The sequence below is a fragment of the Nocardia lijiangensis NBRC 108240 genome (genome assembly GCF_001613045.1).
GTDB lineage: Bacteria > Actinomycetota > Actinomycetes > Mycobacteriales > Mycobacteriaceae > Nocardia > Nocardia lijiangensis.
Genome location: NZ_BDBP01000098.1, coordinates 12,970 through 38,901, shown reverse-complemented (window position 1 = coordinate 38,901; position 25,932 = coordinate 12,970). Strand labels below are relative to the sequence as shown.

Genomic DNA, 25,932 nt, shown 5'->3' with positions numbered 1-25,932 from the left:
CGTCCAGGGCGGGCGGCAGGCCGCGGCGGCTGCGGGACAGCGGCGGCACCGGGGCGGCGAGGTGGCCGTTCATCACCGCGGCGGGGGTGGCCCCCGGGAACGGGACGTTGCCCGTGAGCATCCAGAACAGCGTGCAGGCCAGCGAGTACTGGTCGGCGCGGTGGTCGAGGGACGCGCCGCTGAGCTGCTCGGGCGCGGCGTAGGCGAGGGTGGCGGTGATGGTGCCCGCCGAGCTGAGCGTGGTGTCCGCGTCGCGCATCCCCGCGATGCCGAAGTCGGTGAGCAGCACTCGTTCCGGCTGCCCGATGGGCGCCTTGGCCAGCAGGATGTTGGCCGGTTTCACGTCGCGATGCAGCACACCGTTGGCGTGCGCGAAGTCCAGCGCCGCGGCGGTCTCGGCGATGATCTGCACCGCCCGTCCCGCGGCGAGCACGTCCACGTCGGCGCTCGCGGCGTCGGAGCCCGGCACGAACTGCATGGAGATCCACAGCTGCTCGTCCTCGGCCCCGCGGTCGTAGACGGTCACGATATTGGGGTGGTCGAGCTGGGCGACCAGATCGGCCTCCCGTTCGAAACGTCCCCGGATCTCGTGATCGCCGTACAGCTCGCGATCGAGCAGCTTCAACGCGGTCAGCCGCGGCAACCGCGGATGCTGGGCCAGATACACCGTGCCCATGCCGCCTTGACCCAGCACGCGCTTGACGACGTAACCGGCAAAGATCTCGCCAGTACGCAACAAGGTGATTCACCCCCCTCATCGGGTCGAGCACGTGGATCCTACCGATGTATCTCGCGGAACCCCGTGGGCGCAACAGTCCTTCGATTCTCGGCTATTCGCCGGTGTATCGCCGGTTCTCCGCGATGTCGGTGCCGCCCACTACGCTGAGCCCCATGCGCATTGGAGCACACGTCCGGCTCGACAGCGATCCGATCGGCTTCGGTGAGGAACTCGGCGCCGACGTCATCCAGATGTTCGTGGTCGATCCGCAGAGCTGGGACAAGCCGGTCCCGCACCCGAGGACCGAGCAGATTCTCGCCAGCCCGATCGATGTGGTGGTGCACTCCTCCTATCAGATCAACGTGGCGAGCCTGAACAACCGGCTGCGGATGCCCTCGCGCAATGCCGTCGCCCAGCAGGCCAAGGCCGCCGCGGACCTCGGTGCGTTCGGCTTGGTCGTGCACGGTGGGCACGTCCGCTCCGACGCCGAGGTGGAGACCGGAATCGACAACTGGCGCAAGCTGTTCGAACGCCAGCAGGACAAAGGCGGCTTCGCGGTGCCGATCCTGATCGAGAACACCGCGGGCGGCAACCACGCCATGGCCAGGCACTTCGACTCGATCGCCCGGCTGTGGGACGCGGTCGGCGAGTACGGCGCAGGCTTCTGCCTCGACACCTGCCACGCCTGGGCGGGCGGCGAGGAGCTGCTCGGCGTCGTCGACCGGATCAAGGCCATCACCGGCCGCATCGACCTGGTGCACCTGAACTCCTCGCGCGACGAGTTCAACTCCGGCGCCGACCGGCACGCCAACTTCGCTGACGGCACCATCGACCCCCAGCTGCTCGCCGAGGTGTGTCGCAGCGCGGGCGCTCCCGTGGTGCTGGAAACCCCTGCCGAGGGCGTCGCCGAGGACCTCGCCTACCTGCGCGAGCACATCGGCTGATCTGCCGATCGCTCGTGTGTCCGGGTGGAGCTGGTCGCGCCAGTGTTCGGGGCCCTTCCGCGGTCGGTGGATGCGGGTCCGGCTTTGGCGTGGTCGACCGGCTGTGTCCCTAAGAGTGGGCGCGGGGCGTTCTCTCGTCCGGTCGGGCTGGCGGGTCGCGTCAAGGAACGTGGTTCCGGGGGTCGGCCTGCTAGTTCACGCGCGGCTGTCCCAGGTTTGCCTCCAACGGTGCTGGGCACGACGTGTGCCGTACCCGGCATCCTCCCGCCGTCGGTGGGCGTAGGCGCGGCTTCCGGCGTGGTCGACCGGCTCTGGTTGCGTTCAGAGAGAGCAGCAAGCGAAGTCGGTCGGTGAGGCTGCGGTGTGTGGGGTGGTCGCCCAGAGGGTGTGCACTCCTCACACAAGCGGTGGCGCTGTGAGGCGTGGGCGGGGTGTGTGGGAGCCGTCGCTGCGGCGGCGGTGCGCGCGACGGCGGCGCACCCGGCGGTTGTGTGTGGCGGTCGGGAATCGACGGTAGTCATATGGTCGCTACTTGATGGTGGTTGGGGGGTTGACAGGCCGAGGGCTCTTTCTGCTTGCACGCTCTCTAGACGCAACCAGAGCCGGTCGACCACGCCGGGTACCGAACCCCGCGCACCTGACTGCGGGAGGTAAGTGGGGTACGGCACACGACGTGCCCAGCACTGCTCCGAGGAAGACCTGGGTAGGCCCGCCCTCTGGGGCACCTCACAACATTGGGAACCGTCAACCTGCCGCAAGAACCGCAAAAAACCGAACCCAAGAACCCCGCCGGTGGGCACACCTCTTCGAAACCCCCGACACGGGGCCGACCCGCCCTGAGGCGCAAGTGCCACCCGTTGCGATCACCCCGACGAAAACCCTGGTCACCCCCGGTTTCCGGGTGGTGTGCTCTACGCGCACTATCCGTTCTCGATCAGCGAAGGTGATCACCCATGACGATCGCAACCGCCCCCACCGTCTCGGTGACCAAGCTCGGCGCCCGCATCGGCGCCCAGGTCGGCAACGTCCGGCTCGACGGCGACCTGGACGCGGCGTCGGTCGACGTGATCCGCCGCGCTCTGCTCGAACACAAGGTCGTCTTCTTCCGCGGCCAGGACCAGCTCACCGAGGACGCGCAGTACGAGTTCGCCCGGCTGCTCGGCACCCCGACCACCCCGCACCCGACGGTCACCTCGCACGGCGAGAAGAGCCTGGCCATCGACTCCGAGTACGGCCGCGCCAACAGCTGGCACACCGACGTCAGCTTCGTCGACCGCATCCCGAAGGCCTCGATCCTGCGCGCGGTCACCCTGCCGACCTACGGCGGCTCCACCACGTGGGCCTCCACCGTGGCCGCCTACGAATCGCTGCCCGAGCCGCTGAAGCTGCTCGCCGAGAACCTGCGCGCGGTGCACACCAACGTGTACGACTACGCCGCGGCGCACGGCGGCAAGGCCCGCCCCAACGCCGCCGAGTACCGCGCCGAGTTCGAGTCGACCTACTTCGAGACCGAGCACCCGGTGGTGCGCGTGCACCCGGAGACCGGGGAGAAGGCGCTGCTGGTCGGTCACTTCGTGAAGCACTTCGCCGGCCTCTCCGGCGCCGAGTCGCAGGCCCTGTTCCGCCTGTTCCAGGACCGCGTGACCCGCTTGGAGAACACCGTCCGCTGGAACTGGCAGCTCGGTGACGTGGCGATCTGGGACAACCGCGCCACCCAGCACTACGCCGTCGACGACTACGACGACCAGCCGCGCAAGCTCACCCGCATCACCCTCGCCGGTGACGTCCCGGTCGGTGTGGACGGCGTCGCGAGCACCGTCGTCGCGGGCAATGCCGAGCACTACTCGATCATCGAGAAGGTCTCCCGCGCCGCGTGATCGATGCTGCCGGGCGCAGGCCGTTCCCCGTCTGCGCCCGGCGTGGGCGGAGGCGCAGGTAGGCGCGAGGCAGCCCGAGATGGAGGGCGGGCCGAGGACGGGAGCCCTATTAGTCCACACTAGGGGCCATGAGTATTCGGCCCTTGGACGGAATTCGCGTCCTCGAGCTCGGCAATTACATCGCGGCACCCACCGCCGGGCGGATCCTCGGCGACTTCGGCGCCGAGGTCATCAAGGTGGAACGGCCGAAGGCCGGCGACGAGCTGCGCAACTGGCGGCTCTACGGCGGCGACACCTCGATGCTGTACCGCACCGTCAACCGGAACAAGAAGTCGATCACCCTGGATCTGCGCACCGACCAGGGGCGTGCGGTGGTGCTCGACCTGGTCCGGCACTGCGATGTGCTGCTGGAGAACTTCCGGCCCGGCATGTTGGAGAAGTGGGGGCTGGGGCCCGAGGTGCTGAACGAGGCCAACCCCGATCTGGTGATCACCAGGATCTCCGCCTACGGGCAGACCGGGCCGATGGCCGCGCGGCCCGGTTTCGCCGCGGTCGCCGAGGCCGTGGGCGGACTGCGCGAACTGGTGGGCGACCCGGACCGTCCCCCGGTGCGGGTAGGCGTCTCGATCGGGGATTCCATCGCGGGCATCTACGCCGCCTTCGGCACCGTCATGGCGCTGTTCCAGCGTGAGCGCACGGACGACGTGCCGCTGCGCGAACGCGTGATCGACGTCGCGCTGAACGAGGCCATCCTCTCGGTGATGGAATCGCTGGTGCCCGACTACCTGGCCTACGGCATCAACCGGGAGCGCGTCGGCGGGCGCATGGAAGGGATCGCGCCGAGCAACGCCTACCCGTGCCGTGACGGTTACAGCATCATCATCGGCGGCAACGGCGACGCCATCTTCCAGCGCTACATGCAGGTGATCGGCAGGCCCGATCTGGCGACCGATCCCGAACTCCAGGACAACGCGGGCCGCTGGCGCCACCGCGAACGACTCGACGCGTCGATCGGCGAGTGGACGATCCAGTACACCAGGGACGAGGCGCTGAAGATCCTGGAGGACGCGGCCATCCCGTGCGGGCCGATCTACACCGCCGCCGACATCGTCGCCGACGAACAGTACAAGGCGCGCAACATGATTCAGCCGTTCGCGGTGGACGTCGGCGAACCGGAGCCGAAGACCGTCGGCTTTCCCGGCATCGTGCCGGTGATCGGCGAGCAGTCGCTCCCCATCCGCACTGTCGGCCCCGACCTGGGCGAACACACCCGAGAGGTGCTCTCGGGCCTGCTCGGCATGAGCGAGGCCGAGATCGCCGCCGCGGCGGGATCAGGCGTGAGCGAGGCAGCATCATGAGCCGCAGGCGCGGACGGCGCAGGCCCGCGGGCCGCAATTCGTGGGAGCAGCGCGCACCGGGCCACGTGCGGCCGACGGTGCACCCGAATCCGGCGGGCGCGAACCAGAAACCGTGGGCGGGCGTGATGTGCGTGCCGCCGCAAGCCCGGGAGGATCGGCCGTGCTGACCGAGCCGAGCGGCGCGCTGCTGCGCGATGTGACGCTGCGCGACGGCCTGCAATTGACCGGCAAGACACTGCCGGTGGAACGCAAGGTCGAGATCGTGCGCCGCCTGCTCGCGCTCGGCGTGCCCGCGCTGGAGATCGGTTCCATGGCGCGCCCCGACCTGGTGCCGCCCATGGCCAACACCATGGACCTGGTCGCGGCCCTGACCCCCGAGGAACTCGAGCGCTGCTGGGTGTGGGTGGCCACCCCGCGCCACGTGGCCAGGGCCGCCGCGGCGGGCGTCCGCAACTTCCAGTACTGCTTCTCGGTCTCCGACGCGCACAACCAGGCCAATATCGGCCGCTCCACCGAGGACAGCATCGCCGCGATGCCGGAGGCGGTGCGTTCGGCCCAGGAGGTGGGCGGCGCCATTCAGCTCTGCTTGGCCACCAGTTTCACCTGCCCGTTCGAGGGCCCGGTGGATCCGGAGCGGGTACTCGCGATCGCGAACGATCCGCGGACCGATGGCGCGAGCGACATCGTGCTCGCCGACACCCTCGGCCAGGCCCATCCGGCCCAGGTCGCCGGGCTGATCTCGGCGGTTCGCGACCGGACGCCCCTGCGCCGCATCGTGTTCCACGGCCACGACACCTGGGGCATGGGCGTGGCCAACACCCTGGCCGCGATCGGCGCGGGCGCGGGCATGGTCGACGGTTCGCTCGGCGGCTTGGGCGGCTGCCCCTTCGCGCCGGGCGCGAGCGGCAACACCTCCAGCGAGGACATCCTCTTCGCCACCCGCCCCGGCTGGTTCGCACCGTCCACGCTTGCCGCGCTCGTCGAGCTGACCGAGGGCCTGCTCGCCGACCTCGGCGAACCCAACCGTTCGCGCACCGCCGAGGGGGCGCGCTCGAAGGCCGCGGCCTTCGAATGGGTCATCGGCTGACCGCGCCGCGTTCCTCGAACACGAAGTTCGCGAAGTCGTGCACGGGCTCGTAGCCGATCGCCCGGTAGATCCTGTTCGCGGTCGGATTCGCCAGATCGGTGAACAGGCAGACGTCGAGTCCGCGGCGGCGCAAGATGCGCGATACGTGCGCGGTGAGCGCGGACGCGTAGCCGTGGCCCCGCTCGCCGGGCGGGGTGTAGACCGGGCCGATGCGGGCCCAGCCACCCGCCGGAACCTGGTGCGCGACAAGGCTCACCGGATGGCCGCCGACCTCCCACAGCCACCAGCGTCCCGCCTCGACGCGCTTGCGGATGATGCTCGGGCCCGGATGCGGCGGCGGTAGCCCGCTTTCGGTGAGCATGGCCTCGGACCACCGGACGCACAGGGCGACATCGCGGTCCACCGCTCGGCGCGGCGCCCCGGTGACGTCCGCGGGGAATCGCAGCTCGCCGAGCCGGAACAGTCTGGTGCGGAAGAGCTCACGGTGTCCGACGCCGCGCAGCGCGCTCCAGTGCTCGGCGAACGCCTCCGCGTCGGCGACGAGGCCCTCGACGCCGGTGTTGCCGGGGGCCACCGCGGCGAACGCCTCGGCGACCGGACGCAGACTCTCGGCGGGTAGTTCTCCCAGGTAGACCTCGCGGCCGCCGGCCCGCATCGCGACGCCGACCACGGTGTCGTCCGCCGCGTGCACCGAGAGGAAGCGCGACGTCGCGTCCGCCGCCTGCACACCGTCCACGTGGTTGGCGATGCCCGTGGCGATCACGGTGTGCCGCAGGAAATCACGACTCAGGAACTTCTCCGTCGCGGCACGGTACACGGCGGCGTCCCGGGTGATCTCGATCCGCATGAGGCAACGGTAAACGCACTTTCACGGTCGCTCCAGCCCCGTTCTTTCGACGGTGTCGCCCGGCTCGGCTCTCAGCACTCGAAGAGGCAGGGGCCCGGCGTCTTCGCGGGTGACGGACCGGCGTCGGGGATCCGACCGACTCTCAGCCGGTTTCGCTCCCGGCCCCGCCGTCGGCGCGAATTTTGAGCAGTACGAGTCCCGCGGTGCACGCCAGAATCAGTCCGGCGACGGTGATCTCGACGTGCAGGCCCGCGATGCCGAGCACCGCGCCGACGACACCGCCGAGAAACAACAGCCACGCCAGCGACCGCGCGACGATCCTGGGCACGGTGCGTACGGGCGGATTCGACTGCTGCTTCGCCGCTTCCCGATGCGCCTCCGTCGTGTCGGCGGCCGCGTCGGGCGTCGGCAGCGGAGAGGTCGAGTATGCTCCCATCATCTTCTCCTCGTGACGCCGATCAGAGTGTTGCCTTCGCGCAGCTCCACCAGCGCGTCTCTCATCCTGAAATAGGCGTCTCACGCGTAACTTTGATCACATACGCTACGGCCCGCGCACGCGGTTGCGCCGCGACACGTGCCCGCGACACGCGTACGAGATCAATTCGATATCTGAATCATTGATGTTTAAAAAGCGCCTTTATGGCGTGTGCACAGCGACTTCTCACCTGAACCGGCGCTGCCGGACGAAGTCCGCTCTCCGCCTGCCCATGCCGCGGCGGAGGCGGAGGTACGCCTAGCCCGGGTAACCGACCTGGTTTAAGGTGAGGCCACTCGAAACACACGAGGAGTGTCCCCGGATGGAGAGCAGCAGGGCCAAGATCGCGGGTCCAGCGATTGCAGCGGGAGCGGTCTCGATCGGTCTGGTTCTCATCGGCTCCTGCGGGATCGGCGGAGAGGACACCTACGTCCCGCCACCGCCGCTCAAAGACGGCCCGGCCGCGGCGGCCGTGGTCCGCGACGACGGTTCCACCGGCACGGTGTCGCGCATCGTCATCCCGCCCTCGCCGACCTGGAAGATGGCGCCTGCCGGACCGCCCCGCAGGCCCGCCGGGTACAGCACGATGACCGTTCCGCCGGAAGAGGAATCGGAGCCGAACACCGCCCGGTCCGAGCACACCACGGAGCAGCGCACGACGGAGCAGCGCACCACCGCGCCCGAAACGCCGAGGGAGACCGAGGAACCCACGACGACGACCCGGGCCAGGACCTTGTCGGCCACAACACCGCCGCCGACCGCCGACGAGGAAACGACCACCCGCCGCCCGAACGCCACACCGCGGGCGAGCCACGAGGACGAAGACGAATAAGGCGGCGGCACGGGCGCGTTCGCCCCGCACCGCCGCCTAGGGCATCGCGGCCGAGAACCGGCCTCCGCGCTCCTACAGCTCCGGCAGGTCGTAGCCGCCGACCTGGGCGCTGAGCACCTTCAGGTGATCGAGGTCGCCGCCGAGCGTCCGGCCGATCGCGGTGAGCCGCGCGACGTAGTGGCCGACCGGGTATTCCGCGGTGACGCCGATGCCGCCGTGCATCTGGACGGCTTCCTGCCCGACGTGCCTTGCCGCGCGTCCGACCTGGAGGCGGGCCCGCGAGGCCACCACCGGATCGTTGGCGCCGTCGGCCAGCGACGCGGTGGCGTACAGGCTCATACTGCGCGCCAGCTCCAGCGAGACGTACATGTTCGCCGCCCGCTGGGTCAGGGTCTGGAACTTCGACAGGGTGACGCCGAACTGCTTGCGCGTCTTCAGGTACTCGGTGGTCAGCCGCAGCGCTTCTTCCATCGCGCCGATGGATTCGGCGCACAGGCCCGCGTGCGCGTGGCCGAGGGCGATCTGCACCGCCTCGGCCGCGTCGAGCGTGTCACCGAGCAGTTCGGCGGGAGCCTTGTCGAAGGTGAGCTGCGCGCCGCGCAGTCCGTCGACGGTGCGGAAGACCTTGCGGGACACCCCGGCGCCGTCGGCGGCCACCAGGAACAGGCCGACGCCGCCGCCCGGCAGCACCGCGCTGACCACCAGCTCATCGGCGCAATCGCCGTGCGCCACCGGGTTCTTCACGCCGGTCAGCAGGTAACCGTCACCTTCGGCCGCGACGCTGGTCGCGAGGTCGGTGGACGGCCACCGCACGCCGGGCTCGGCGTGCGCGAAGGCGAGCAGCTTCTCGCCCGCCGCCACCTCCGGCAGGATCCGCTGCCGCTGTTCGGCGCTGCCGACCAGACCGATCAACGCACCCGGCACGAGCACCGCGTCCAGCAGCGGCTCCGGCGCGAGGCGACGGCCGATCTCCTCCAGCACGACCATGGTCTCCACCGGACCCGCGCCGACGCCGCCGTCCTCCTCGGCGAAACCGAGGCCGAGCACGCCGAGTTCGGCGAGCTGGCGCCACACGTCGCGGCTCCAGCCCAGCTCGCTGTCGGTCACCTTCAGCCGGGACTCCGGGTCGTAGCTGCGGGCCAGCACGTCGCGCACCGTGTCGCGCAACATGACCTGTTCATCGGTGAGTTCGAATTCCATGTCGACGCCTCACAATCCGAGGATCGTGGAGGCGATGATGGTGCGCTGCACCTCGCTCGAACCTCCGTAGATGGTTGTCTTGCGGTAATTGAGGTAGCTGGGCCCGCTGCGCTGCGCCCAGCCGGGGGACGCGATATCGTCCGCGTCGACCGGAAGCGCGTCCGGGCCCGCGATGTCGAGCAGCAGCTCGGTGGCGGCCTGTTGCAGCTCCGAGCCGCGCAGCTTGAGCACCGAGGAGGCCGGATTCGGCTTGCCTTCGGTGGAGTTCGAGACCACCCGCAGCTGGGTGAGCTCGAGTGCGAGCAGCTCGTTCTCCAGCTCGGCCACCCGCGCGGCGAACACCGGGTCCTCCAGCAGCGAGCCCGAGCCCGACTTGATCTGGCGCGCGTAGTCCTTCGCGACGCCCAGCTTCACCTTGGTGCGGCCGACGCCGGTGATGCCGGTGCGCTCGTTGCCGAGCAGGAACTTGGCGTAGGTCCAGCCCATGTTCTCCTCGCCGACCAGCTGATCGGCGGGCACCCGCACGTTCTCGAAGAAGACCTCGTTCACCTCGTAGCCGCCGTCGATCAGCTTGATCGGGCGGATGGTGACGCCGGGGCTCTTCACATCGAACAGTAGGAAGGAGATGCCCGACTGCTTCTTGGCCGCGGTCGGATCGGTGCGCACCAGGCAGAAGATCCAGTCGGCGTACTGGGCCAGTGTGGTCCAGATCTTCTGGCCGTTGACGATGTAGGAGTCGCCGTCGCGCACCGCGGTGGTGCGCAGCGAGGCCAGGTCCGAACCGGCGTCCGGCTCGGAGAAGCCCTGGCACCACCAGATGTCGAGGGCCGCGGTCGCAGGCAGGAAGCGCTCCTTGATCTCCTGCGAGCCGAAGTGCGCGATGACTGGGCCGACCATCTGGGCGTTGAACGTCAGCGGCTCGGGCACCGAGGCCAGCTGCATCTCGTCCTGCCAGATGTGGCGCTGCATCGGGGTCCAGTCTTTGCCACCCCACTCCACCGGCCAGTTGGGCACGGCGAGGCCGTTGTCGTTGAGGATCTTGTGCGCCGTAACGACGTCCTCGCGGGAGAGTTCGTGGCCGTACTTGACGCGCTCACGGATCTCCGCGGGGATCTGGGTGCGGTAGAACTGCCGCAGTTCGTCGCGGAAGGCCGCCTCGTCGGGGGACAGGGATAATTTCATACGCAACTCCCGTTGTGTCTCGTACTTCCGAGTAAAACCTACCCCGCGGTAATCCGACACTGTCGAGTGGATCACATTCGCGGTCCGGTACGCACGACACCTCGACGACATCGGCTCCGAGCGCCCCGCAACCGGACGGCGACCGGGAGAATCCCGCTCTGCCGACTCGGCGGCGGGCGCGACGGACTGGTACGTTGCTGCCCAGGGTCGGGGAAACCCTGGGTTCGTATTCGAGGAGAACTTGGTGAACGGCAGAACCATCGCACGCGCGGCCGCGACTGTGACTTCTCTCGGCATCGGTGCGGTTCTGGGCCTCACCGGGACCGCCTCCGCCGCGCCGGATGCCTCGACCGATCAGACCATCACCCAGCTCACCGAGCGGGCCGGAACCGACCAGGCCGCACGCGCGGGCGTCGACGCGCTCGGCGCCTACACCAAGCTCGTCGATGTCGCCGAGCTGCGCGACATCGCGGGTAACTGGGCGCCCTTCGCCTACGCCGCGCCCACCTTCGGCTGCGGCAGCAACGGCCCCATCACCACGATCATCGCGGCGGGCACCACCGAGGGAATCAACCCGCACCAGGGCGCGAACCCGGAACCGGGCACCCTGCGCTTCAGCGCCACCCCGTCCCACCCCGGCGCCCCGCTCAGCTCCGGTCTCGTGGTGGCGTGGCTCAACGTCAACAATGGACGCAGCGGCATCGACGCGCTCGACGACATGACCGAGTTCAACCTGCCGACGCTCTCCAAGACCGTGCACAGCGGCCCCGGCACCGTCATCGCCTCGATGTGGGGCGTGATCGGATACCCCGGCGCGCACTGCGTGATGACCCCGACCGTCGGCACCTTCGTGGTCCCCGACGCACCGGCCCCCGCGCCCGCCGCACCGCAGAACCCCCCTGCCGCACCCGCGCAACCCGCACCGGGCATCGCCCCCGCCACGCCCGAACCCCAGCCTGCGCCGGGCAGCGCCGCCACCCCGTAGCCACCAGCAGTTCTCGGCGACGCCCGCACCAGCCCAGGAACCCGCGCCCACACTGCCGTTCGCTCCGGGTGTTGCTTCTGCCGCGCCCGGATTCGGCATCGCTCCCATCGCTCGGCCATCTCCGATTCCACAACTCCGCACCACGCCGTCGGGGTGATCGCCGGCGCGGGCTGCCGTGACCGCAACGCCGGGTGTCGCCCTTTGCCGCGCCCGGACTGTCCGCCGGCCCATCACCGAACCCGAGGGCCGGGAACGCCGACCCCGGCTATCGCGCGCCAGGTGCGGATGGCGCGCGATGCGAAGTCCTCGACGCTCAGGCGATCTTGGCGAAAAACGCGCGGATGTCGGCGACGTGCATCGCGGGCACCTCCATCGCCACGAAGTGGTTGCCGGTGTTGCCCTCCGGCCAGTGGACGATGTCGTTGTCCTGTTCGGCCAGCCGTCGCATGAGCGCGGAGCCGCCGCCGTAGACACCGGTCGGGACCAGCTTCTGTCCCATCGGCCACGCGAAGCCCTCCTTGCCGAGGCCGTTGTACATCGGCCAGGACGAGGAGCCCGCGCTGGCGGTGAACCAGTACAGGCTGACGTTGGTCAGCAGGTGGTCGCGGTCGATCGCCTCCTCGAGGTGGTCGACCAGCGGCGTGAATTCATCGAACTTCTGCGCCTGCCAAGCCAGGAGTCCGACCGGCGAATCGGTCCAGGCGTGCGCGAAGGTCTGCGGCGCCGCGCGCAACAGCGTGTGATGGTCGACGCCGCCGGTCATCCACTGCTGCATGAGATCCCATTCCGCGCGTTCCTCGGCGCTCATGGTCGGCACGTCCGCCGCGGTCGGCATGCCGATGCCGCCATCGAGGTGCACGCCGACCACCCGATCCGGCGCGGCGATCGCCATCTCCGGCGCGACGTAGGCGCCGAGATCACCGCCCTGAACGCCGTACCGCCGGTAGCCGAGGCGAGCCATCAGCTCCACCCACATCCGCGCCACCCGTCCGGTGGTCATGCCCTCCGGCGGCGCCGCGGAGAAGGCGAAGCCGGGCACCGACGGCACCACCACGTGGAACGCCTGGGCGGGGTCGAGTCCGTGCGCCCGCGGGTCGGCCAGCGGACCGATGGTCTTGGTGAACTCGACGAACGAATTGGGCCAGCCGTGGGTCAGTAGCAGCGGAAGCGCGTCCGGCTCGGGCGAGCGCACGTGCACGAAATGCACGTCGAGCCCGTCGATTTCGGTGCGGAACTGCGGCAGTTCGTTGAGCGCCGCCTCCTGCGCGCGCCAGTCGAAGCGGGTACGCCAGTGCTCGGCGAGCTCGCGCAGGTAGTCGACAGGGACGCCGCGCTCCCAGCCCGCGCCTGGCAGCTGCGCCGACCAACGGGTGCGGGCCAGCCGGTCGTTCAGGTCGTCGAGATCGGCCTGCGGGATGTCGATACGGAAGGGGCGGATGGCGTTTCGGTTCGTCATGACAACGACGCTAGAACCCATATAGGACTATCTATGTCCTAGTTTTCTGGAATTCTGGAATTCGTGAACGACACCCCCGCCAGGCTGCTGCGCCTGCTCTCGCTGTTGCAGACGCCGCGCGAATTCTCCGGCAGCGAACTGGCCGAGCGTCTCGGCGTCACCGACCGCACCGTGCGCCGCGACATCGACCGGCTGCGTGAACTCGGCTATCCGGTCGAGGCCACCATGGGCGTGACGGGCGGCTACCGGCTCGTGGCGGGCGCGGCGATGCCGCCGCTGCTCGTCGCCGACGACGAGGCGGTCGCCATCGCGGTCGGTCTGCGGGCAGCGGCCGGATCCGCCGTCGCGGGCATCGAGGAGGCATCGGTCCGCGCGCTCGCCAAGCTCGAGCAGATCCTGCCCGCCAAGCTGCGCCGCCGCGTGCGGGTCCTCGGTGCGGCCACCGCGGCGCCCGCGCACGACGGACCGACCGTCGACCCGGAGGTGTTGAGCACCCTGGCCGCGGCCGTGACCAACCGGGAGCGAACACGTTTCGGCTATCGCGGCGAATCCGGCGCGCAGACCCGCCGCCACGTGGAACCCGTCGGCCTCGTCCCGGTCCGCCGCCGCTGGTATCTGCTCGGCCACGATCTCGATCGCGCGGACTGGCGAGTCTTCCGCGTGGATCGGATCGAGCGTCCGCAGCCCACCGGCGCCCGCTTCACCCCGCGCCCCCTACCCGCCGCCTCCCCCGCCGACTACGTCGCGGGCCGCCGAACTGATTGGGGGACACCGTCTTACCGTGTGAACGTCACCATCTCCGCCCCACTCGCGCAGCTCGCAGGCCGCCTCGGCGACGACCCGGGCGAGCTGACCGCACTGAACGAGCACACCTGTCGCCTCACCGCCGCCCGTGACGACTCCCCCGAATGGTTGGCCCACCGCCTACTCGCCCTCGGCGTTCCGTTCAAGGTCGACGATTCTCCTGAACTGACCGAACAACTCCGCACCATCTCGTCCCGAATCGCATCCGCCCTAGCCTTTGTCGAAGCCCCGCCTCAGCACTAACGCCCCCACCCTCAGCGTGCCGCAGCCGCACCCCGACAACCGTCCACACGCTTCACACAGCCAGCAGCTAGGCGAAGAGTACAAACGCTATGTACCAACGCACCCCATCGACCGGCAACAGGCCGAGCTGCGCGTCCTATGGCGTGGCTAGTGAGCCGGTGTGGGAAGGAGGTGTCCGTCGGCGATGGGTCGGGTCAGGGAGCCAACTGGATGCGCAGGACCGTGCCGCGTTCAGTGCCCGCGAGAAGTTCGCCGGGCCGACCCGGCACGGCGACGACTGATGTCATCGGTTCGCCCGTGAGAACCCGGCAGGACTGGCCGTTCGGGTCGATCCGGACGAGCTGGCCGGACAGCGTTGTCACGTAGACCGCGCCCGCGTCGTCCACCAGCAGGTCGTCGGCGAAGTCGGGGACGCCGGGTAGCGAGGACGTCAGGTCGGTCAGGACGGTGCGGTAGCCCGGGTCGGTGATCGGGAAACGCAGCACCCGGCCCAGCGGGCCGCCGTTGGAGGTCAGGTACACCGTGCCGTCGTGGATCGCGATGCCGTTGGCATTGAGCTTTGCCCGCTCGGTCCAGCCGGTGTCGACGGCGCCGTCGCGGCCGATGCGGATCACCCCGGTCGCGGAGGCGACATAGAGGGTGCCGTCGGTGTCGAAGGCGGCGCCGTTGGGCATGGTGAATCCGGAGGCGAAGATCTCGGGGCGAGGTTCGGCGGCGGCCGGGTCGAAACGGACCACGCCGCCGGGGCGCACGACGCTGGTGGGCGCGTCGCCGTAGACCACGTACAGCAGTCCGTCCGGCCCGAGCCGGACCGCGCCGGGGAATTCCACCGGGATCCTCGCGGTCAGCTGTCCGGCGCTGTCGTAGCGCTGCACCTCGTTGCGGTACAGGCGGGAGACCCACAGATTGCCCTGCCGGTCGAAGCCGAGGTTCTCCGACCAGTCCAGCACCGGGACGGCTGCGGGCAGCGCCGTCGTCGACGTCGCGGGCGCGCAACCCGAACCGGGTTCCGCGGCCGCGCTCGGCGCGGCGATTCCAGCGCAGGCCAGGGCGACGGCGAGCGCCGGAACGGCGCGGCGCAAGAGCGCGGGCAACTCGACGACGGACACCTGGGACCTCCTGCTCGGTACCGCGACGCGCGCAGTGTAACCGTCTTTTCATCGGGATGGTGAAGTCCCATGAAGGGCAGAAGGTTTGGCACTATCAGTAGATGCTCTACTTCGACGGCACTCGCGGCAGGCTGCACTATCGGCGGTGGACGGTCGCGAACCCCGCGGCGGTGGCAATGCTACTGCCCGGTATCGGCCAGCACAGCGGAAACTACCACCGATTCGCCCGAATCCTACGATCGGTCGACATCGAAGTGTGGGGACTGGATACCGCGGGCCACGGCCTCAGCGAAGGTGACCCGGCACATCCCGGCACCCTCGCCGAGCTTGTCGCGGACGCGACCAGGCTGGTGGATCTCGCGCGCGCCGAACTGCCGGACGCGCCGTTGGTGCTGATGGGGCATTCGCTCGGCGCGGTCACCGCGCTCGGCATGCTGGGCGCCGCGGTCCCGGACGCGCGCACGGCCACTGATCTGAACGCCGTGGAAGCGAACTATCCGATCGTCCCGAGCCTCACCCCCGGCACGCTGACCGGTCTGGTGCTCTCCGCCGTGCCGCGCCGCGCCCTCGGCAGCGGCCTGCCCGGCGCTCCGGGAACCCCACTCCCGTCCGACCTTCCGGTGCTCGCGGTGCACGGCATGGAGGACCGCCGCGCCCCGATCGACGCGATGCGGGTCTGGACTGGACGCCACGAATGGGTAGATTTACGCGAGTACGCCGACGCCGGGCACGATCTGCTGCACGAGCCGGTGCACGCGCGGGTCGGCGCCGACATCGCGGACTGGATGCAGAGCGTCGTCGTGGGGTTGGCACGACACGCGTGAACCGAATACGGCTGCTGCACGCGGCACGATGAGGAGACAAGGGGGACGGCGGGGTGCAACCGAACGACGCAGCGCAACCACAAGTTGACGCAGCGCAACCACAGGTCACGGCACTGAACCGAGCGGTCGACGAGGGCAGGCTCTGGATCGACGGCGTGCTGGTCGCCGAGGGCGCGCACGAGCGCTGCGCCCGGCGCTACGAGCAGCTCGCCGACGAGGTCGAGGCGCAGATTCAGGTGCTGAGCGCGGCCGCCTCGCTCCCCGGTTTCGGCGGTTTCGCCTCCGGTGACGCGCTGCGCCGCGGTTTCGAGAACAAGGCGGAGGGCGCGGCCGCGCGGCTGCGCGACTACGCCGACTCGGCGCGTGCGCTGGCCCAGACCTTCCGCGCCGCGGCGACGGCCTACACCGAGGCCGACACCGAACTCGCGGCCACGCTCGGCCGGGTGGACGTGACGGGAGCGCCGCATGCGTGAGATTCCGTACCAGACCGAACGCGCACCGCACGACCGCACCGATCCGGCCTACGCGCCGAGCGTCGAGGTCTTCGACAACCTCACGCACCAGGAGATCCACGGCAAGGTGCAGCTGCTCGACCCGGCGGTGCTCAACGCCGGGCAGCAGGCCTGGCAGACCTCGGCGACCGGGCTGACCGACTCGGTCGCGCAGGCGCACAACGAGATTCGCTCCACCATCGCCGACGGCTGGCGTGGCGGCGCGGCACAGACCGCCGCCGACGCGGTGCGCGATTTCGAACAGCGCGGCCAGCAGCTCGCCGACGTGATGGCGGCGGTGGCGCAGCGTCTCGGCCAGGCCGGTGACGCCGCCGAGACGCTGCGGTCCGCGGTCGGTTCGCCGTCCGGGGCCGAGCCGGATCTGTCCGCCGCGCTGCTGGATCCGAATCAGGCAACCGGCAACATCACCGCCCAGAAGACCACCGAGCACGACCGTCAAGACGTCGTGCAGGCCATGGACACCATCTACGCCAACGCGTTCCTGCAGAGCGGATCGGGTGTTCCGGCCTTCCCGGATGACGCTCCGATCGTCCCGGTGGGCACCACCCCGGGCGGCACAGCGCCGGGAACGTCGCTCGGTGTCCCGGTGAATTCGGTGGAAATCCCCGGAGCCCCGTCGGTTTCGACGCTTGGGGCGACGCCGGTGACCGCCGTCGAACCGACGCGGGAGACCGAATCCGAACCGGAGCAGCCACCGGTCACCGACACGACCCCCGCGACGGTGACCCCCGCGTCCGCCGGACCTCTCACGGTCCCGCCCGCCACCGACACGACGCCCGCCGCGACCAAGCCCGTCACCGTCGCGGCCGACGCACCCTCCGCCGCCGCTCCTACCGCGACGGAACGCACTCCGCGCCAGGGTCTTTCGGCACCCGTGGTCACGGCCTCCACCGCCATGCCCGGCGCGACGTTGCCCGGCAGCGGCACGACGGCCGCCGATGACGAGCGCAAGCGCGAGGAACGGCGCAAGGACGCCAACAGCGAGGCCGTCACCGGCATGGGCGCGGGCGCCGTCGGCGGGCTCATGGGCGGCGCGCTCGCCGCGGCCGACACCACCCGGCAGGGTTCCAGTGTCGCGTCCAAGGCCGCGGCCGCCCGCGCCGAGGACGAGGACGACGAGCTGCACTGGATCGACGACGACCTGACCTTCCTCGAACCCGCGGACGAAACGGGCGAGCTGATCGGCGAACTCGATCCGACCACGCCACCGGTCGTCGGCGAATGGACCGAGCTGGAGTGAACTGGACGCTGACCCCGGACCAGTTCGCCATGGCCTGGGAGCGCACCGACGGTGACCGCATTCCGTATCCGCTGGCCGTCCGGCTCTCGGCACGCGATTCGGTGGAGCGGGCGGCGCAGCTGCCCGCCCTGCACGCGTGGTGCGAGCGGACACTGGACGCCGATCTGGAGGCGGCGCTGCGGCTGCTTGCCCGGCCGACCGTCCGGATCGAGGTGTTCGGCGAGCACCGACCGACCAACCGCGTCGCCGCGCCGGACGACGAACAACTCACGGATACCGCGGAATTCGCCATCGGCGCGTTCGACGGCGTCTCGGAGGCTCCCGGCACCCAGGATGCGAAGCTTGTTCGCGTCCTCGGCGTCGCCTCGGGCGACATCGCGGTCGTCGCCGCGCAACGCCCCGGCCCGACGCCCGACCGCGGGGGCGACATCCGTCTGTTCGTCGGCAGCCCGAAAAACTTGCCCGCCCGGGTGATCTCGATGCTCCCGGAGAACCCGCCCGGCCTCGTGGCCCGGCTCAGCTCGCCGCTGTCGCGGGTCAAGGAGGACAGCCGCGATCTGGTCACCGTCCCGGTGTCGGGTCCTTCCGCGCCCGCCCGGATCCGCCGCCTGCTCGCCCGCCCGCGCGACGGCATCGGCCAGATCGTGGTGTCGGTCCGCCGCGCCGAAGAGCTGAAGCCGTTCGGGGTGCTGTGCTGGATCGACGTCGCCGAGGACGGTCGCTACGCGGTCCGCACCGGTGCCGACGTGCACGTCGCGCCGGTGACCGCGGAGACTTTCGCCGCGCACCTGCGCCCGATGCTGACCGCCGCCGAGAAGACCACCGCGCGATCGGAGCGGTGGTAGCGCTCCGGCGCTGGTAGACCTGTAGCCGTGCCACTCTACGAATTCGAAGGCAAGCGACCGCAGGTCGATCCGACGGCGTTCGTCGCGCCGAACGCGACATTGATCGGTGACGTGCGCGTCGAGGCAGGGGCCTCGATCTGGTACGGCGCGGTGCTGCGGGCCGACCTCGCGCCGATCATCATCCGGGAACGCGCCAACATCCAGGACAACGCCGTGCTGCACGTGCCGCCGGACGTGCCGATGGAGATCGGTCCCGGCGCGACCATCGCGCACAGCGTGGTGTTCCACGGCGCGTCGGTCGGCGCGGAGGCGATCGTCGGCAATGGCACGACGGTGCTCGACCTGGCCAAGATCGGCGCGGGCACCATGATCGCCGCGCATTCGCTGGTGCCGCCGGGCACCGAGATCCCCGACGGCGTGCTCGCCGCCGGTTCTCCCGCCGAGGTGAAGCGCTCGATCGAGGGCACCCAGGCGCAGATGTGGGTGCAGCTCAATCCGGGGTTCTACGCGGAACTCGCACAGCGGCACCGCAAGGGCATCAGCGAAGTCGGCTGATCAGGTCAGCAGCTCGGTGACCTCGTTGTCGGCGAGTTGGTGGAAGTCTCGGTAGGCCACGCCGACGCCGCCGAGGCTGCGCGGCACCAGCGGACACACCACCTCGTCGGCCTCGGCCTCCACCCGGCGTATCGCCTCGGCAGAGGACACCGGAACGCCCACCACCACGCGCGCGGGCTGGTGCAGGCGCGCGACCCGGCAGGCCACCATCACGGTGGCCCCCGTCGCCATGCCGTCGTCGACGATCACGACCGTGCGCCCGGCGATCGGCACGGGCTCCGCGCCGCCGCGCAGCACTTCCCTGCGCCGCTCGAGTTCGGCCCGCTCGGCCGCTTCGATCGCGGCGAGCCTGCGCTGGCTGACGCCGGTGTGCGCGAGCACGTCCGGATTGAGCACCCGCACGCCGTCCTCGCCGATCGCACCCATCGCCAGCTCCGGCTGCCACGGCACGCCGAGCTTGCGCACCAGCAGAATGTCCAGGTCACCCCCGATGATCTCGCACACGGCCGCGGCGACCGGGACCCCGCCGCGGGGCAGACCGAGCACCAGCGGCCTCGACGCGCGCAGGTGCCCCAGTTCGGCACCCAGCGCGCGACCGGCGGCGATCCGATCGGCGTAGATCATCGATTCGAACGCTACTCCGGTGCGCGCTCGGTAATCGTGAATCGACGCAAGGCCAGGCTCGGGTTGGTGGTGCGCACGGTGGCCAGGTGCGCGAGGTCGACGCTCGCGGTGAGCACGCCGGGTTCGTCGCCGAGTTCCGCGAGCACGCTGCCGGTGGGGTCGACGATCATCGACGCGCCCGCGCCGCGCGGGGCGCACTGGTCGGCTGCGAGCACGTACGCGGTGTTCTCGATGGCCCTCGCCCGCAGCAGCGTGGTCCACTGGTCGACCTTGGCGGGGCCGGGGATCCACTGCGCGGGCAGCACCAGCGCCTGCGCGCCCGCGGCGGCGAGGCGACGGAAGCCCTCGGGAAAGCGCAGATCGAAACAGGTCTGCACGCCGAAGCGCACACCGTCGACGGCGAAGATCGGCGGCTCCTCGATCGCGCCGGGCTCGACCACGTCGGATTCCACGTACCCGAAGGCGTCGTAGAGGTGCACCTTCCGATACCGCGTGACGAGTTCGCCGTCGGGCCCGTGCACCAGCAAGGTGTTGCGAATGCGGCCCGCGCCCGGAGCCACCTGCTCGACGATCCCCGCCACCAGATACACCCCGAACTCCCTGGCGATCGCACCGAGCCCGGTGGCGAACGGGCCGGTCAGCGGCTCGGCCACGGCCACGACGCGCTCGTCGAGCCGGGTCACGGCAAACATCGAGTATTCGGGCGCGACCACCACCCGCGCGCCACGGCCCGCGGCGGTCTCGACGTGCTCGCGCAGCGCCGCGAGATTGCCTGCCGGATCCTTTCCCGGCGCGAACTGGACGACCGCGACCGCCACCGGAGAAACGGGCTGATCCTGATGTTCGGGCGCGTCATTCAGTTGCATAGGTCTCACCGTATTGGCCCGGTGGCCGGGGCGGCCACCGCCAGGCAGTAAACTGCTGGTCAATGAACACCAATGAGGTCGACAGCGTTCCTGGCGACAATGACAGGGACTCGGCTGGAAGCGAATCAGTTTCCCCCGCTGCTGGCCCGTCGTTCGCCGATCTGGGTATCGATGACCGCATCCTGCGGGCCATCGCCGACGTCGGTTACGAATCGCCATCGCCGATCCAGTCGGCGACCATTCCGCCGCTGCTGGAGGGCGCCGACGTGGTCGGCCTCGCCCAGACCGGCACCGGCAAAACCGCCGCATTCGCAATCCCGATCCTGATGGGCCTGCAGGTCGTCGGCAAGGAGCCGCGCGCGCTGGTCCTCGCTCCGACCCGTGAGCTGGCCATCCAGGTCGCCGAGGCGTTCGGCCGCTACGCCGCGCACATGCCCGGCCTGCACGTGCTGCCGATCTACGGCGGTCAGAGCTACGGCGTGCAGCTGTCCGGTCTGCGCCGCGGCGCGCACGTCGTGGTCGGCACGCCGGGCCGGGTCATCGACCACTTGGAGAAGGGCACGCTGGACCTCTCCCAGCTGCAGTACCTGGTGCTCGACGAGGCCGACGAGATGCTCAAGATGGGCTTCCAGGAGGACGTCGAGCGGATTCTCGCCGAGACGCCCACCGACAAGCAGGTCGCGCTGTTCTCGGCCACCATGCCCTCGGCGATCCGCAAGATCTCCAAGCAGTACCTGCACGACCCGGTCGAGATCACGGTCAAGGCCAAGACCCAGACCAACACCAACATCACCCAGCGCTGGGTGCAGGTCTCGCACCAGCGCAAGCTGGACGCGCTGACCAGAGTCCTCGAGGTCGAGTCCTTCGAGGCGATGATCATCTTCGTGCGCACCAAGCAGGGCACCGAGGAGCTCGCCGAGAAGCTGCGCGCCCGCGGTTTCTCCGCCGCCGCGATCAACGGCGACATCGCCCAGAACCAGCGCGAGCGCACCATCGGCCAGCTCAAGTCCGGCACGCTGGACATCCTGGTGGCGACCGACGTCGCCGCGCGCGGCCTGGACGTGGACCGCATCTCGCACGTGGTCAACTACGACATCCCGCACGACACCGAGTCCTACGTGCACCGCATCGGCCGCACCGGCCGGGCCGGGCGCAGCGGCCAGGCGCTGCTGTTCGTCGCGCCGCGGGAGCGGCATCTGCTCAAGGCGATCGAGCGCGCCACCCGGCACCCGCTCGAGGAGATGCAGCTGCCCAGCGTCGAGGACGTGAACGCGCAGCGCGTCGCGAAGTTCGGCGACGCCATCACCGAGAACCTGTCCTCGGCGAACCTGCCGCTGTTCCGCAAGCTGATCGAGGACTACGAGCGCGAGCACAACATCCCGCTCGTCGACATCGCCGCCGCGCTCGCGGTCGGCTCCTACGACGGCGACAACTTCTTCATGGAGCCCGAACCCGAGCCCGAGCGCCGCGAACGGATGCCGCGGGAACGGCCCGCCCGCCGGTTCGAGGAGGACCGCCCCGCGGCCGCGCACCACCGTGGCACCGGCGCGGAGCTGGCCACCTACCGGATCAGCGTCGGCAAGCGGCACCGCGTGGTGCCCGGCGCGATCGTCGGCGCCATCGCCAACGAGGGTGGTTTGCGACGCAGCGACTTCGGGCATATCAGCATTCGGCCGGACCACAGTCTGGTCGAGCTGCCCGCGCAGCTGCCCGCGGAGACGCTGGAAGCTCTGCGGCGCACCAGGATCAGCGGCCAGCTCATCCAGCTCCAGTTGGACCAGGGCCCGCCGTCGCACCGTCCGTTCAGCCGGGGTCCGCGCCGCGACCGCGAAGGCGGCAAGCGCCCGGAGCGCCGTAAGCCACGCTCCTGAGCCGGACGGGGTAACCCGAGGTCACGCGGGCTAGCGCGGGCTAGCTAAGGTGTTGCCGACCGGCGCGCACGCCAGCGCGCCTGGTGCGGGTGTCCCGGCGAAGACACAGGAGGGGCGCGTTTGTTCGTGTTCGGTGATCGTGTCGTATGCACCGCCGCTGATCTCGTGCGCGCGGCGCGCTGTGAATTCGCGTTGCTGCGTGCCCTCGACATCGAACTGGGCGCGCTCCCGGACGACGAGCCCGGCGCCGCACGGTCGTTCGCGGCCGAGCCGCGCCGTGCCGACGACTCCCGCGAACGCAGACTCGCCGATTTCCGCGATCGCTACGGCAACGGCATGGTCGAGATCCGCCAGCCGCCACAGAATCCGGACGACCCTGCCGGCCGGGTGGCGGCGCTGCGCGACGCGCACGAGCAGACCAAGGCGGCACTGCGCGAGGGCGTGCCGGTGCTGCACAACGCCACCTTCTTCGACGGCGGATTCGCCTGCCGCTGCGACTATCTGGTCCGGGCGACTCATCGGGTGCGCTACACCGTGCACGGTGCGGCCGCGACGCCATGGGACCGGGTGGGCACGGCGCTCGAATCGGCCGCCTGCGCCGAGGCTTTGGATGCGGGCGGCGCGCTGGCCGCGGCCCTGGTCCGGCTGCATCTCGGTGCGGCCAGCGACGACTATCCGCTCACCGATCTGGTTCCGATCTATCGAGCCAGGCGGCGGCGCGTCGAACGCATCCTGGAAGACAAGCTCGGGGAACTGCTTCCGGTGCAGTGGGGCGATCCGCGGTACCTGGCCTGCGGCCGATGCCCGACCTGCACCGCCGAGCTGACCGCCGCCCGCGATCTGCTCCTGGTGGCGGGCATGTCCTCGCCCGCGCGGGCCAGGCTGCGCGAGGCCGGGGTGAGCACCATCGACCGGCTGAGCGGACTCGACAGCGCGGTGCCGGGATTGCCGCCGCGCACGGTGACCACGCTGCGCAGGCAGGCCGAAATCCAACGGCGGCGCGAGGATTCCGGCCGCCCGGCCCACACGCTGGTCGACGCGCTCGCGCTGGCGGGCCTGCCGCCTGCCTCGCCTGGCGATCTCGCATTGGCCATCGACACCGACGACCGGGGACGGCTCGCGACGATCGAGATCGCCGCGGCGGGCGCCGTGCACCTGTCCCTGCGTGCGCCGTTCGCCGCGGACGCCGCGGACGAGGACGCGGCGCGGTGCGACGCGCTGACCGAGGTGCTCGATCTGCTCGCGCACCGGCGGCGGACGTTCCCGGATATGCGTGTCTATCACTACACCTCGGAGGTCCGCTCGGCACTGCTGCGCTGGACCGGGGAGACCGGCGTCGGCGAGGAGATCGCCGACGAGTTGCTGCGCGACGGTGTGCTCGTCGATCTGTACCCGATCGTGCGCAACGCGCTGCTGGTCGGCGAGGACTCGTACCGGCTGGATCGGCTGCGCCGCCTGCTGCCCGAAGCGCCGGGCGAGCCGGAACCCGCGTGCGTCACCGTGCTGCGTTTGCGCGACTGGCTGCTGGAGCTGGCGGCCGATCACCGCACCGATGGCCGGGCGGTCGCCCCGGAGCGCACGGACGCGTGGCGGCACGCGGCCGAACCGGACCGCCCGCAGCTCGCGCCCGTGTCCGGCCCCTCGTCGGTGGAGGCCGCGCTCGCGGAATACGCGGCGGCACAGGGTGATCCGGACCATCCCGCGGCGCTCATGGCCGCGGCGCTCGGCTACCACCGGCGCGAGCGTCAGCCGCTGTGGTACGCGCACGCCGACCGCCTCAGCCATCCCGTGCACGAATGGCCCGACGTGTCCGGCGTGCTGATCGCCGACTGGGGCACCGTGGACACGAAGTGGCATCACAGCCCGAATCGTCCGTCCATGCGCAGGTACCTGACGTTGACCGGCCGGATCGGCACCGGCTGCGACGGCGGCGGTGCGGCCGCGCTGACGCCGGGCGCCACCGTCTACACCTACTACGACCGCCCGGTGGCCGCGCGCATGACCACCGCGCTCGGACAGCGCGCCACCGCCGCCGCGACGGTGCTCGGGTGCGCGGTGGACGCCGACTTCGACGACACCGTCCGGCTGGAGGAACTGCTGCCGCGGGGCTGCGAACCCTACGACGATCTACCCACCGCCATCGCGCCCGGCCTGCCCGCCTGGGACGAGAACGCCGAGGCCGCCATGGAATCGGCCGCGCAACGGCTGCTCGTCACGCTGCCGGAGATCCCGGCCTGCGCGCTGTTCGACATCCTGGCCCGCCGCGCGCCGCGGCTGCGCGGTGGCGCGCCGCTCCCCGAGGTGCACGGCGACCACGCCGCCGCCATCACCGCCGCCACCCGCGAACTGGACGAGTCCTACCTGGTGGTGCAGAGCCCCTCGGGAACCGGGAAGAATTCCACCGTCGCGCGCGTGCTGGAGCGGCTGATCACCAGGAACAAGTGGCGCATCGGCGTTGTCGCACAGGCGCATTCGACGGTGGAGAGCCTGCTTGACGCGATCGTCGCGGTCGGCGTGCTTCCGGAGCTGGTCGCGAAGAAGGACGCCGCGGGGGTGGCTCCGGAGTGGGCCGTGATCGACGGCGCGCGCTACCCGCGGTTCCTGGACAACGCCGTGAACGGGTGCGTGATCGGCGGGCTGCCCGCCGATTTCGCCGACGACTCGATGGTCCCCGCCGACAGCCTCGACCTGCTGGTGATCGCCGACGCGGGCCGGTTCCCGCTGGCCGAGACGGCGACGGTGGCGGGCAGCGCGCGCAATCTGCTGCTGCTCGGCGACCCGCAGCCCGCCGCGGCGCGCAGCGCTCATCCCGGGCCGGTGGGCGATTCGACGCTCGGCTGGCTGCTCGCCGGCCGCAACACCGTCGGGCCCGAGCGCGGATACTTCCTGGACCGCACCTGGCGGATGCATCCCCGGGTGTGCGAGCCGATCTCCCGGCTGTTCTACGACGGCAGGCTGCGCTCCAACGAAACCGTCACGCTGGCAAGGCAACTCGACGGGGTCGAGCCGGGCATCGGCACCGTCCTCGTCGACCACTACGGCAATGCCACCGAATCGGCGGCCGAGGCCCGCGAGGTGGTGCGCCAGGTGCGCGCCCTGCTCGGCCTGTCCTGGACCATGGGGGCGACGACGCGGCGGCTGCACCCGCACGACATCTTCGTCGTCGCGCCGTACGGCGCTCAGGTCGGCCGGATCCGAACCATGCTGGCGCGCGCCAAGATCGAAGACGTGCTGGTGGGCACCGTGGACCGCTTCCGCGGCAGGGAGGCCGCGGTGGTGCTGCTGTCGATGACCACATCCAGCCCGGCCGACGCGCCGCACGGCATGCCGTTCCTGTTGTCGCGCAACCTGGTTCGCGCCGCGGTGTCGCGGGCGATGTGGCGGGCGGTGGTCATCCGGTCACCGCTGCTCACCGAGTACCTGCCCGCCGCGCCCGAGGATCTGCCCGACCTGGCCCGCTTCCTGCACCTGGGCTGAG

At 70.5% G+C, this 25,932-nt stretch carries 24 protein-coding genes; 15 read left to right on the top strand and 9 right to left on the bottom strand.

Annotated elements, in window-relative coordinates; all coding sequences use genetic code 11:
• Positions 1 to 739 (bottom strand): serine/threonine-protein kinase (locus NL1_RS29765; RefSeq protein WP_156095121.1); only part of this gene is annotated, 739 nt, incomplete at its 3' end.
• Positions 740 to 891: 152 nt separating this feature from the next.
• Here NL1_RS29765 and NL1_RS29760 point away from each other — a divergent pair.
• The 5 genes from NL1_RS29760 (at position 892) to NL1_RS29745 (ending at position 5,984) form a co-directional block, all read left to right on the top strand.
• Entirely contained in the window at positions 892 to 1,662 is a 771-nt protein-coding gene (locus NL1_RS29760) for a deoxyribonuclease IV (protein ID WP_067846236.1), read from the top strand.
• Between the two features lie 953 nt (positions 1,663 to 2,615).
• On the top strand, positions 2,616 to 3,539 hold the full coding sequence (locus NL1_RS29755) for a TauD/TfdA dioxygenase family protein (RefSeq protein WP_067846220.1): 924 nt from the start codon (positions 2,616 to 2,618) through the stop codon (positions 3,537 to 3,539).
• Between the two features lie 128 nt (positions 3,540 to 3,667).
• A complete protein-coding gene (locus NL1_RS29750) occupies positions 3,668 to 4,897 on the top strand; it encodes a CaiB/BaiF CoA transferase family protein (RefSeq protein ID WP_067846218.1) in 1,230 nt (409 codons plus the stop codon).
• Entirely contained in the window at positions 4,894 to 5,064 is a 171-nt protein-coding gene (locus NL1_RS37920) for a hypothetical protein (RefSeq protein WP_156095120.1), read from the top strand. The genes NL1_RS29750 and NL1_RS37920 overlap by 4 nt, the downstream gene beginning before the upstream one ends.
• Positions 5,058 to 5,984 (top strand): hydroxymethylglutaryl-CoA lyase-like TIM-barrel protein, encoded by a 927-nt coding sequence (locus tag NL1_RS29745; RefSeq protein WP_156095119.1) that lies wholly within the window; start codon positions 5,058 to 5,060, stop codon positions 5,982 to 5,984. Before NL1_RS37920 ends, NL1_RS29745 begins: the two co-directional genes overlap by 7 nt.
• On the opposite strand, the gene NL1_RS29740 is transcribed toward NL1_RS29745, so the two are convergent.
• Entirely contained in the window at positions 5,974 to 6,831 is an 858-nt protein-coding gene (locus NL1_RS29740; protein WP_067846215.1) for a GNAT family N-acetyltransferase, read from the bottom strand. The genes NL1_RS29745 and NL1_RS29740 overlap by 11 nt on opposite strands.
• A 142-nt stretch (positions 6,832 to 6,973) precedes the next feature.
• A complete protein-coding gene (locus NL1_RS36940; RefSeq protein ID WP_084511123.1) occupies positions 6,974 to 7,267 on the bottom strand; it encodes a hypothetical protein in 294 nt (97 codons plus the stop codon).
• 361 nt (positions 7,268 to 7,628) lie between these two features.
• On the opposite strand from NL1_RS36940, the gene NL1_RS29730 reads away from it, so the two are divergent.
• Complete coding sequence (locus NL1_RS29730) at positions 7,629 to 8,138, top strand: hypothetical protein (RefSeq protein ID WP_067846212.1); 510 nt, start codon at positions 7,629 to 7,631, stop codon at positions 8,136 to 8,138.
• Between the two features lie 72 nt (positions 8,139 to 8,210).
• On the opposite strand, the gene NL1_RS29725 is transcribed toward NL1_RS29730, so the two are convergent.
• Positions 8,211 to 9,338: an acyl-CoA dehydrogenase family protein gene (locus NL1_RS29725; RefSeq protein WP_067846209.1), complete on the bottom strand. Its 1,128-nt coding sequence runs from the start codon at positions 9,336 to 9,338 to the stop codon at positions 8,211 to 8,213.
• Between the two features lie 9 nt (positions 9,339 to 9,347).
• Entirely contained in the window at positions 9,348 to 10,520 is a 1,173-nt protein-coding gene (locus NL1_RS29720; RefSeq protein WP_067846207.1) for an acyl-CoA dehydrogenase family protein, read from the bottom strand.
• 244 nt (positions 10,521 to 10,764) lie between these two features.
• Between NL1_RS29720 and NL1_RS29715 the strand changes: the two genes are divergently transcribed.
• Entirely contained in the window at positions 10,765 to 11,505 is a 741-nt protein-coding gene (locus NL1_RS29715) for a hypothetical protein (RefSeq protein ID WP_067846204.1), read from the top strand.
• Positions 11,506 to 11,818: 313 nt separating this feature from the next.
• On the opposite strand, the gene NL1_RS29710 is transcribed toward NL1_RS29715, so the two are convergent.
• Entirely contained in the window at positions 11,819 to 12,961 is a 1,143-nt protein-coding gene (locus tag NL1_RS29710; protein ID WP_067846201.1) for an epoxide hydrolase family protein, read from the bottom strand.
• Positions 12,962 to 13,024: 63 nt separating this feature from the next.
• On the opposite strand from NL1_RS29710, the gene NL1_RS29705 reads away from it, so the two are divergent.
• Positions 13,025 to 14,008 carry a helix-turn-helix transcriptional regulator gene (locus tag NL1_RS29705; protein ID WP_067846198.1) on the top strand — a complete coding sequence of 328 codons (984 nt, stop codon included), beginning with the start codon at positions 13,025 to 13,027 and terminating at the stop codon, positions 14,006 to 14,008.
• A gap of 194 nt (positions 14,009 to 14,202) precedes the next feature.
• Here NL1_RS29705 and NL1_RS29700 read toward each other — a convergent pair whose 3' ends face one another.
• A complete protein-coding gene (locus NL1_RS29700; RefSeq protein WP_084511121.1) occupies positions 14,203 to 15,117 on the bottom strand; it encodes an SMP-30/gluconolactonase/LRE family protein in 915 nt (304 codons plus the stop codon).
• Between the two features lie 101 nt (positions 15,118 to 15,218).
• On the opposite strand from NL1_RS29700, the gene NL1_RS29695 reads away from it, so the two are divergent.
• From NL1_RS29695 to NL1_RS29675, 5 genes are read left to right on the top strand one after another with little or no spacing between them, the layout of a single operon-like run.
• Positions 15,219 to 15,941 carry an alpha/beta hydrolase gene (locus NL1_RS29695; protein WP_067846195.1) on the top strand — a complete coding sequence of 241 codons (723 nt, stop codon included), beginning with the start codon at positions 15,219 to 15,221 and terminating at the stop codon, positions 15,939 to 15,941.
• A gap of 53 nt (positions 15,942 to 15,994) precedes the next feature.
• Positions 15,995 to 16,414, top strand: a complete 420-nt coding sequence (locus NL1_RS29690; protein ID WP_067846191.1) for a hypothetical protein — start codon at positions 15,995 to 15,997, stop codon at positions 16,412 to 16,414.
• Positions 16,407 to 17,693: a WXG100 family type VII secretion target gene (locus tag NL1_RS29685; protein ID WP_067846189.1), complete on the top strand. Its 1,287-nt coding sequence runs from the start codon at positions 16,407 to 16,409 to the stop codon at positions 17,691 to 17,693. The genes NL1_RS29690 and NL1_RS29685 overlap by 8 nt, the downstream gene beginning before the upstream one ends.
• The gene (locus tag NL1_RS29680; protein ID WP_067846186.1) at positions 17,690 to 18,538 is read left to right on the top strand and encodes an ESX secretion-associated protein EspG; all 849 of its coding nucleotides are present in this window, start codon (positions 17,690 to 17,692) and stop codon (positions 18,536 to 18,538) included. The genes NL1_RS29685 and NL1_RS29680 overlap by 4 nt, the downstream gene beginning before the upstream one ends.
• Before the next feature lie 27 nt (positions 18,539 to 18,565).
• On the top strand, positions 18,566 to 19,093 hold the full coding sequence (locus tag NL1_RS29675) for a gamma carbonic anhydrase family protein (protein ID WP_067846183.1): 528 nt from the start codon (positions 18,566 to 18,568) through the stop codon (positions 19,091 to 19,093).
• Here the strand turns inward: NL1_RS29675 and NL1_RS29670 are convergent, their stop codons facing one another.
• Together NL1_RS29670 and NL1_RS29665 are read right to left on the bottom strand one after the other, a co-directional pair.
• Complete coding sequence (locus NL1_RS29670; RefSeq protein ID WP_067846181.1) at positions 19,094 to 19,717, bottom strand: phosphoribosyltransferase; 624 nt, start codon at positions 19,715 to 19,717, stop codon at positions 19,094 to 19,096.
• An 11-nt stretch (positions 19,718 to 19,728) separates the two neighbouring features.
• Positions 19,729 to 20,583 (bottom strand): carbon-nitrogen hydrolase family protein, encoded by an 855-nt coding sequence (locus tag NL1_RS29665; protein ID WP_067846178.1) that lies wholly within the window; start codon positions 20,581 to 20,583, stop codon positions 19,729 to 19,731.
• A 62-nt stretch (positions 20,584 to 20,645) separates the two neighbouring features.
• Here NL1_RS29665 and NL1_RS29660 point away from each other — a divergent pair, with 62 nt between their 5' ends.
• The gene (locus tag NL1_RS29660) at positions 20,646 to 22,454 is read left to right on the top strand and encodes a DEAD/DEAH box helicase (protein WP_084511119.1); all 1,809 of its coding nucleotides are present in this window, start codon (positions 20,646 to 20,648) and stop codon (positions 22,452 to 22,454) included.
• A gap of 126 nt (positions 22,455 to 22,580) precedes the next feature.
• Positions 22,581 to 25,931, top strand: a complete 3,351-nt coding sequence (locus tag NL1_RS29655) for an AAA domain-containing protein (protein WP_245673643.1) — start codon at positions 22,581 to 22,583, stop codon at positions 25,929 to 25,931.
• Position 25,932: the final 1 nt, after the last annotated feature.